Here is a 7,849-nt window from a genome sequence, read left to right on the forward strand (position 1 = left end):
CGGGTGGGACGCGGTCGCACGGCCTGGCCCTGGCTGGCCGGCGCCGCGGCGGTGCTGGCCGCCGCGGCGCTGGTCGGCGTCGCCGCGGGCGCGGCCTCCATCACCCCCTGGCAGATCGTCCACGCCCTCGCGGCGCGGGTGCTGCCCGGGGCGGAGTCCCCGCTCGACGACCGCCAGATGGCCGTGCTCGTCCAACTGCGCCTGCCGCGCGTGGTGCTGGGCGCCCTGGTGGGCGCGCTGCTCGCCGCGGCGGGCGCCGCCTACCAGGGCGTGTTCCGCAACCCGCTGGCCGACCCCTACCTGCTGGGGGCGGCCGGCGGGGCCGGGCTCGGCGCGACCGTGGTCATCGCCTTCGGCGCCGAGTGGTTCGACGCGCCCCGCTCGATGGTCCCGGTGGCCGCCTTCGCCGGCGCGCTGCTCGGCGTCGCCGCCGCCTACGCGCTGGGCCACTCGGCCGGCCGGGGCGGCACCGCCTCCCTGGTGCTGGCCGGGGTCGCGGTCTCCTCGTTCCTGTCGGCGGCCCAGACCCTGGTCCAGCAGCTGCGCACGGACGAGCTGCAGCGCATCTTCTCCTGGGTGCTGGGCGGCCTGGTCCGCAGCGGCTGGGACGAGGTGACCACGGTGCTGCCCTATGCGGTGCTGTCGGTGGTGTGCATGCTGGCCTGCGCCCCGATGCTGGACCTGCTGGCCCTGGGCGAGGAGAAGGCGGTGAGCCTGGGCCTGAACACCGCGGCCGTACGGCTGGCGGTGATCGCCGCGGCCTCCCTGGGCACGGCGGCCGCGGTCTCGGTCAGCGGCCTGATCGGGTTCGTGGGCATCGTCGTCCCGCACATGGTGCGCCGGCTGGTGGGCACCGGGTACCGGCTGGTGCTGCCCATGTCGCTGCTGTGCGGCGCCGCCTTCCTGGTGCTCGTCGACGTCGTCGCGCGCACCCTGATCGCCCCCGCCGAGCTGCCGCTGGGGGTGGTGACCGCCTTCCTCGGCGCGCCGTTCTTCGTCATGATCCTGCGCGCGACGCGGGCGCAGGGCACCTGAGGCGCCCCCTCGGGGCCCTTCCCGGTGCGCGGCCGGGCCGGGCGCCACCCACCGCACACGCACCCTGACCCGGGCCCCCGTGCGCTGCGCGACCGGAACGGGGCGCGGACGTGATCGGATCGCGCCCCCGCATCTGGGAGACTGGACCGCGCCCCCGCCGATCACGACCACCACCGTGCGGCCGGCGCCGGAGCGGCGGTCGTCCGAGCCTGGAGACCGCCTCTCGCCCGCGGGTCGGGGGACCTCGCTAGGAGACTGATGGACTACACGATCTTCGCTGTTGCCGTATTCGTCGTCGCCCTGCTCGTCTTCGGCGGCGTCGTGCTCATCCGGCCGCGCCGTCCCGGGGCGGGCAAGGAGGAGGCCCCGCCCGTCGAGGAGGGCGGCACCACCACGGCCGCCCCTGAAGCGGCCGAGGACGAGGGGGAGCGGTCGGGCGCCGCCACCGCCGAGCCCGAGGTGCTCCCCGAGCAGGCCGCCGAGGCCCCCGCGGCGCCGAGCATCGAGACCCCGCCGCCGTCCGCGGGCCGCCTGGTGCGGCTGCGGGCGCGCCTGGCCCGCTCGCAGTCGACCCTGGGCAAGGGCCTGCTCAACATCCTCTCCTCCGACACCCTGGACGACGACGCGTGGGAGGAGATCGAGGACACCCTCATCACCGCCGACGTCGGCGTCACCTCGGCGTCGCAGATCGTCGAAGGGCTGCGCACCAAGGTCAAGGTGCTGGGCACCCGAAGCCCCGACGAGGTGCGGGCGATGCTCCGCGAGGAGCTGCTCGGCCAGATCGGCGCGGACATGGACCGCACCGTGCACACCGGTCCGCACCAGGGCCGCCCCGGCGTGGTCATGGTCGTGGGCGTGAACGGGACCGGCAAGACCACCACCACCGGCAAGCTCGCCCGCGTCCTGGTGGGCGACGGCAAGAAGGTGGTGCTGGGGGCGGCCGACACCTTCCGCGCCGCCGCCGCCGACCAGCTGGAGACCTGGGGCTCGCGGGTCGGCGCGCCGGTGGTCCGCAAGGACGAGGGGGCCGACCCGGCCAGCGTCGCCTTCGACGCCGTCGCGCGCGGCGTCGAGGAGGGCGCCGACTCGGTGATCGTCGACACCGCCGGCCGCCTGCACACCAAGACCGGGCTGATGGACGAGCTCGGCAAGGTCAAGCGCGTGGTGGAGAAGAAGTCCCAGGTGGACGACGTGCTGCTGGTGCTGGACGCCACCACCGGGCAGAACGGCCTGCGCCAGGCGCGGGTGTTCGCCGAGGTCGTGGACGTGTCCGGGATCGTGCTGACCAAGCTGGACGGGACGGCCAAGGGCGGAATCATCATCCAGGTCCAGCGCGAGCTCGGCGTCCCGGTCAAGCTGGTGGGCCTGGGCGAGGGGCCCGACGACCTGGCGCCGTTCGACCCCGAGGAGTTCGTCGACGCCCTCCTGGAGGAGTAGGCCTGGGCGGAACCGCCGGCGCACACGGCCGCCCCCGCCCGGATCCCCTCCGGGCAGGGGCGGCCGTCGTCGTGCGGCCGGGGGGCGCCGACACCGGTGTCGGCGCCGGTGCCGGCGCCGTTCAGACCAGCACGTCGCGCCGGGCGAAGACGGCGGCCGCCACCGCCGCCAGCACGAGGGGGACCGCGGCGATGACGAGCGTGTACCCGGGGTCCACCCCGTTCACCAGGGGCTCGGGGTCGAACCCGTAGTAGAACGCCGAGGTGAACCGCATCCACTCCAGGTCGTCCACGGTCAGCGCGAAGGTGTCGCCCAGGTAGCCGACCACGGCCAGGAACGCCCCGCCCGCGATGGCGAAGGAGCGCCGCCCTGTCACGGCGCCGATGGCGAAGGCCGCGGTTCCATAGCAGAGCGCGACCAGGGCGGTGGACAGGCAGGCGGCCGCCAGGTGCCCGGCGCCGATGCCCAGGTCCAGCACGGGGGAGAGCCCCAGCAGGACGAGGAACATCACCGCACCGAGCACGGCGGTGTGGACCGCCGACGCGGCGAAGCGCTGCACCAGCAGGGAGGTGCGGCCCACCGGGTAGGCCATGACCAGTTCGAGGGCGCCCTCCTCCTCGTCGCCGGCGACGGCCCGCGCCCCGACGCCGATGGCCGCGACCACCATCAGGACCGGCACCAGCAGCAGCACCGTGGCCTCGATGTAGCCCTCCGGGGAGGTCATGTCGTTCCACCCCATGGCCTCGCCCATCGCGGGCATGGCCTCCACGTACTGCTGCATCAGGTCGGCGGTGTCGGCCATCGTGGGCCAGAACGCGGCGTACATCGCCGTGACCGCCGCCACCGCGAGGGACCAGCCGGCCAGGCCCCGCGCGCGCTCGCGCAGGAAGCGGCCGAACACCTGGACGCCCATGGGTCAGCCCCCTCCCTCGCGGGCCGCCCCGCCGTCGGCCCCGTCGGCCCCGTCGGCCCCGTCGGCGTAGTGGGTGAAGAAGAGCTCCTCCAGGTCCGGCTCGACGGCCGACATCAGCAGCACCGTCCTGCGGGCGGCGAGCTTGACCAGCGCGTCCGGGCTGCCGTCGACCGTGCAGGTGAGCCGGTCGCCCTCGGTCCGGACACCGCGGACGTTCTCCAGCGCCGCGAACTCCTGCGCCTGCGCCTCGCCCAACGGTTCGGCGAACCGGATGGAGAACTCGTGCACCGCCCGTGCGCGCAGGGCGTCCATGTCCTCGGTCGCCACGATCCGGCCGTCGCGGATGATCGCCGCGCGGTCGGCCGCGTCGTGGACCTCGCTCAGCACGTGCGACGACATGAAGACGGTGGCCCCCGCCTCGCGGGCCTGCCGCACCATCGCCAGGAACTCCTGCTGGAGCAGCGGGTCGAGGCCGCTGGTGGGCTCGTCCAGGATGAGCAGCCGCGGCCGGTGCATGAACGCCTGCACCAGCCCCACCTTCTGCTTGTTGCCCTTGGAGAGCCCGCGGACCGGGCGCCGCAGGTCCAGACCGAGCCGCCCGGCCAGCTCCTCGATGCGCGCCCGGGGCACCCCGCCGCGCAGCCGGGCGTAGAACCCCAGCAGGTCCCCGGCCGACCTCCGCCCGGCCATGGTCAGCTCACCGGGAAGGTAGCCCACCTCCCGGCGCAGGGCGACCCCGTCGGTGCGCGGGTCGCGCCCCAGGACCGACACGCTCCCGGCGTCGCGCCGGATGTGGTCGAGCAGCACCCGGATCGTGGTGGTCTTGCCCGAGCCGTTGGGGCCGAGGAACCCGAACACCTCGCCCTCACGGACCCGCAGGTCGACGCCGTTGAGGGCGGTGCGGCGCCCGTAGCTCTTGGCCAGCCCGCTGATGTCGATCGCGGGCGGGGCCCCGCCCCGCGCCTGCTCTGCGGCCATGGCGACCCGCCTTCCCGTGCCGCGCGCCGCGGGCCGCGCGGCGTGCGGAGGTCGAGGGTTTTCGCATCCTCCCCCTCCCATGCACCGGAAGACGGCCCGGCAAACCCCCGCCGGAAGCGTTGACCGGGCCTTAACACGGTCTGGGCCCCTCACGGCCCTGCCCACGGGCCGTCCGCACCGGGGGAGCGCCCCGCGCCCTCCGCGCCCCGCTCCGGTTCCGCCCGTCCGCGACACGCGGATGTAACCGCCCGACCAGATGCTTTACGCGTGCGCAACAGACACGGCTCCACCGGGAAACAGGCCGGGACGATCGTGTCCGTCGAGGTGAACGCGCCGGGCCCGACGACGTGCTCGCATCACCGAGGAGTACGTACACATCCCCCATCCCTGCTTGGAGGCGACCATGGAAGGGCTCGACACGGGCACGACCGCCTGGCTGCTGGTGAGCGCTGCACTGGTCATGCTCATGACCCCCGGACTGGCCTTCTTCTACGGAGGCATGTCCCGGGCCAAGAGCGTGCTGAACATGATGCTGATGAGCTTCGCGAGCATCGCGATCGTCAGCGTCCTGTGGGTCCTGGTCGGCCACAGCCTGGCCTACGGAGAGGGCTCGGGCCCGCTCTCCCCGTTCATCGGCGGACTCAGCGACGCCGGCCTGTCGACCATGATCGGGGAGGTCGACCCCGAGGGCGGCTACCCGCTGCTGGTCGACGCCGGCTTCCAGATGATGTTCGCCGTCATCACCGTCGCCCTGATCAGCGGCGCCATCGCCGACCGCGCCAAGTTCGGCGCCTGGCTGCTGTTCGTCCCGGTGTGGTCGCTGCTGGTCTACTTCCCGGTCGCGCACTGGGTGTGGGGCGGCGGCTGGGTCGGCCAGATCACCATCGGCGGCGCCGAGGTGGTCGACTTCGCCGGCGGTACCGCGGTGCACATCAACGCCGGCGCCGCCGCGCTGGCCCTGACCATGGTGCTCGGCCGCCGCAAGGGCTTCGGCTCGGAGTCCATGAGGCCGCACAACCTGCCCTTCGTCCTGCTCGGCGCGGCCCTGCTGTGGTTCGGCTGGTTCGGGTTCAACGCGGGCTCGGCCTACGCCGCCGACGCCACCGCCGCCCTGGCCCTGGTCAACACCCAGGTGGCCACCGCCGCCGCGACCGGCGCCTGGATGCTGGTGGAGCGGATCCGCTACGGCAAGATCACCGCGCTGGGCTTCGCCTCCGGCGCCATCGCCGGCCTGGTCGCCATCACCCCGGCGGCCGCCGACGTCACCCCGGTCGGCGCGATCGGCGTCGGTGTGCTCTCCGGTGCCGTGTGCGCCTACGCCATCAGCTGGAAGTTCAAGTTCAAGTACGACGACGCCCTCGACGTGGTCGGCGTGCACATGGTCGGCGGCATCATCGGCTCCCTGGCCATCGGCCTGCTCGCCTCGGCCGCGACCGGAGGGGAGAACGGGCTGCTCTACGGCGGCTCCCCGGCGCTGCTGGCGGTGCAGGCGGTGGCCGTGGTCGGCGTGGCGCTCTACTCCTTCGCCGTCACCTGGGTGGTCGCCAAGGTCATCGACCTGGTGATGGGCTTCAGGATCCCGGTCCACGTGGAGACCAACGGGCTCGACCACGAGCTGCACTCCGAGACCGCCTACGCCTTCGACGAGCTGGACGACGAAGAGGTGACCGAGCTCTCCTCGCCGACGCCTCCGGGCGAGGAGGTCGCCTCCCGGTAGCCCCCGCCCCCGCCCCCTCAGCGTCGAGGGGGCGGACGGGGGCACGGGGCCGGGAGGCGCGTAAGGCTGGGCCGACGACGGGGACCGCCCCATCGCCGGCCCAGCGGTGTGTCGGGAGCCGGAACCGGACGCGGCGGCGGCCGCGTCCGGCCTGCGCGGGTGACTCTGGGCGAAACCTGGGCCGCGGTTTGCAAGGAGAAGCGGCGCGGTTCGGTACTCTGACACCCACGGACGGGTCCGACGACCGGCCGCCGGTGCGATCGCCGGCGCTGCGATCTCGTGGAGCGGCCCGCCGTTGTGCGCCCGGAGCCGGGACAGGCTCCCGCGCGCTCCCGTGACCGAGTGAACGACAGCCCGAAATCTCTGCGTGCGCCCGTCGGCACCTGCCGCGGGACGGGCCGAGCGCAAGGGGCCTGGAGGCAAGATGGCGCCGGTGAAGTCCAGCAGACGGCGGTCGGGGCGACCGCTCGCCTACGCCGCGACGGCGGCGGCGGTCGCGGTCGTCGCGGCCGGCTGCAACCTGGATCTGAGCGACCTGCGCCCCGGTGGGGGCGAGGAGACGCAGGACCAGGCCGAACCCGTCGAGGCGGCGCCGGTCCTCGAGGGCGCCCTCGAACGGCTCGCGTCCTCCGACGCCGTCGCGGTCCAGGGCAAGCTCGCCTCAGGAGGCGAGGGCGAGGGGGTCAACGACGCCGCCCTGACGGTCACCTCGTCCGGGGCGGTCCAGGGAACGTACAAGGAGGGCGAGAACGAGGCCGAGGTCCTGGAGGCCGAGGGCCGCCTGTTCCTCAACGCCCCCGACGAGTTCTGGCTCGACCAGACCATCGCCAACCCCGACTCCGACCAGTACGGCGGGTCGTGGGTGCGGGTCTCCAACGGCCAGCTGGGCCTGGACCCGGGCGCGCAGCTGGCCCCTGCCGAGCTGTCCGCCGCGCTGGAGGGCCTGGGCACCGCCTCGGACGAGGCGCGCCTGGAAGACCTCGACGGCACCCCGGCCTACCGGGTCGACCTGGGCGGCGGGGACCAGAACCGGGTCTGGATCAGCGAGGAGGAGCCGTACACCCTCCTGCGCATGGAGATCGAGGACCTGGCCGCCGGCCAGGGCGGCTCCGGCGAGGACTCCGGCGGCGGGGACTCCGGCGGTGAAGAGGACGGCGAGGCCTCCGCGGACGCCTCGGCCGAGGACGGCGCCTCCGGTGCGCGCGTCCAGTTCAACCTCACCGAGCCCGAGGCCGCCGACGTCGAGGGCGTCTACGACACCGCGATCGCGGCGGCCGAGGACGACCTGTCCTCCTCGCGCGACGCCCGCGCCGAGGTCGGCTGGGAGAGCGAGCTGGACCTGTCCTGCCAGGAGGGCGGCGCCTGCACGATCTCCGGCACCGCCGAGGACGGCTCGGACGGCGAGGACGAGGGCAAGGTCATCGTCCGGATGGACGCGACCTTCTCCAACGACGAGCTGGGCGAGAAGAAGTGCGACACCACCGAGACGCTGGAGATCGGCGGCACCGTCGGCGTCTCCTGCGGTGTGGACTTCGCCCTCGAGCCCAGCACCGAGCCCAAGGACTACGAGATCAGCGGCAGCGCCCGCCTCTCGACCCGGGGCCTGAGCTCCAAGGCCGCCGAGGAGATCGCCGGCGAGCTGGAGAAGCAGAAGAAGGCGCTGTCGGAGTCCGGCGGCGGTTCCGGGGGCGAGGACGCCTCCCCGGAGGAGTCGCCCGCCGAGGGCGGCGACTAGCAGCCCGTTTCCTTCGAGGCGGGGCGGGGCCGGC

At 74.1% G+C, this 7,849-nt stretch carries 6 protein-coding genes; 4 read left to right on the top strand and 2 right to left on the bottom strand.

The genetic code is table 11. The annotated features are described in order from the left end of the window. Nucleotides 1–3: 3 nt before the first annotated feature. Both C892_RS0108370 and ftsY read left to right on the top strand, forming a co-directional pair. Entirely contained in the window at nucleotides 4–1,035 is a 1,032-nt protein-coding gene (locus tag C892_RS0108370; RefSeq protein WP_017556823.1) for a FecCD family ABC transporter permease, read from the top strand. A gap of 258 nt (nucleotides 1,036–1,293) precedes the next feature. Beyond that, nucleotides 1,294–2,472: a signal recognition particle-docking protein FtsY gene (gene ftsY / locus C892_RS0108375; RefSeq protein WP_017556824.1), complete on the top strand. Its 1,179-nt coding sequence runs from the start codon at nucleotides 1,294–1,296 to the stop codon at nucleotides 2,470–2,472. A 121-nt stretch (nucleotides 2,473–2,593) separates the two neighbouring features. Here ftsY and C892_RS0108380 read toward each other — a convergent pair whose 3' ends face one another. Together C892_RS0108380 and C892_RS0108385 are read right to left on the bottom strand one after the other, a co-directional pair. Continuing rightward, nucleotides 2,594–3,385: an ABC transporter permease gene (locus C892_RS0108380; RefSeq protein WP_017556825.1), complete on the bottom strand. Its 792-nt coding sequence runs from the start codon at nucleotides 3,383–3,385 to the stop codon at nucleotides 2,594–2,596. A 3-nt stretch (nucleotides 3,386–3,388) separates the two neighbouring features. Next, nucleotides 3,389–4,363: an ABC transporter ATP-binding protein gene (locus C892_RS0108385; protein ID WP_017556826.1), complete on the bottom strand. Its 975-nt coding sequence runs from the start codon at nucleotides 4,361–4,363 to the stop codon at nucleotides 3,389–3,391. A 403-nt stretch (nucleotides 4,364–4,766) separates the two neighbouring features. Here C892_RS0108385 and C892_RS0108390 point away from each other — a divergent pair, with 403 nt between their 5' ends. Next, nucleotides 4,767–6,080: an ammonium transporter gene (locus C892_RS0108390; protein WP_017556827.1), complete on the top strand. Its 1,314-nt coding sequence runs from the start codon at nucleotides 4,767–4,769 to the stop codon at nucleotides 6,078–6,080. A gap of 424 nt (nucleotides 6,081–6,504) precedes the next feature. Further along, nucleotides 6,505–7,815: a hypothetical protein gene (locus tag C892_RS0108395; protein ID WP_017556828.1), complete on the top strand. Its 1,311-nt coding sequence runs from the start codon at nucleotides 6,505–6,507 to the stop codon at nucleotides 7,813–7,815. Nucleotides 7,816–7,849: the final 34 nt, after the last annotated feature.

The organism is Nocardiopsis baichengensis YIM 90130 (assembly GCF_000341205.1).
Taxonomy (GTDB): Bacteria; Actinomycetota; Actinomycetes; order Streptosporangiales; family Streptosporangiaceae; genus Nocardiopsis_A; species Nocardiopsis_A halophila.

What these genes read in the sequence shown, in the direction of transcription:
- ftsY (WP_017556824.1), top strand. Translation starts at nt 1,294, where the DNA reads ATGGACTACACGATCTTCGCTGTTGCCGTATTCGTCGTCGCCCTGCTC.
- C892_RS0108380 (WP_017556825.1), bottom strand. Translation starts at nt 3,385, where the DNA reads ATGGGCGTCCAGGTGTTCGGCCGCTTCCTGCGCGAGCGCGCGCGGGGC.
- C892_RS0108385 (WP_017556826.1), bottom strand. Translation starts at nt 4,363, where the DNA reads ATGGCCGCAGAGCAGGCGCGGGGCGGGGCCCCGCCCGCGATCGACATC.
- C892_RS0108390 (WP_017556827.1), top strand. Translation starts at nt 4,767, where the DNA reads ATGGAAGGGCTCGACACGGGCACGACCGCCTGGCTGCTGGTGAGCGCT.
- C892_RS0108395 (WP_017556828.1), top strand. Translation starts at nt 6,505, where the DNA reads ATGGCGCCGGTGAAGTCCAGCAGACGGCGGTCGGGGCGACCGCTCGCC.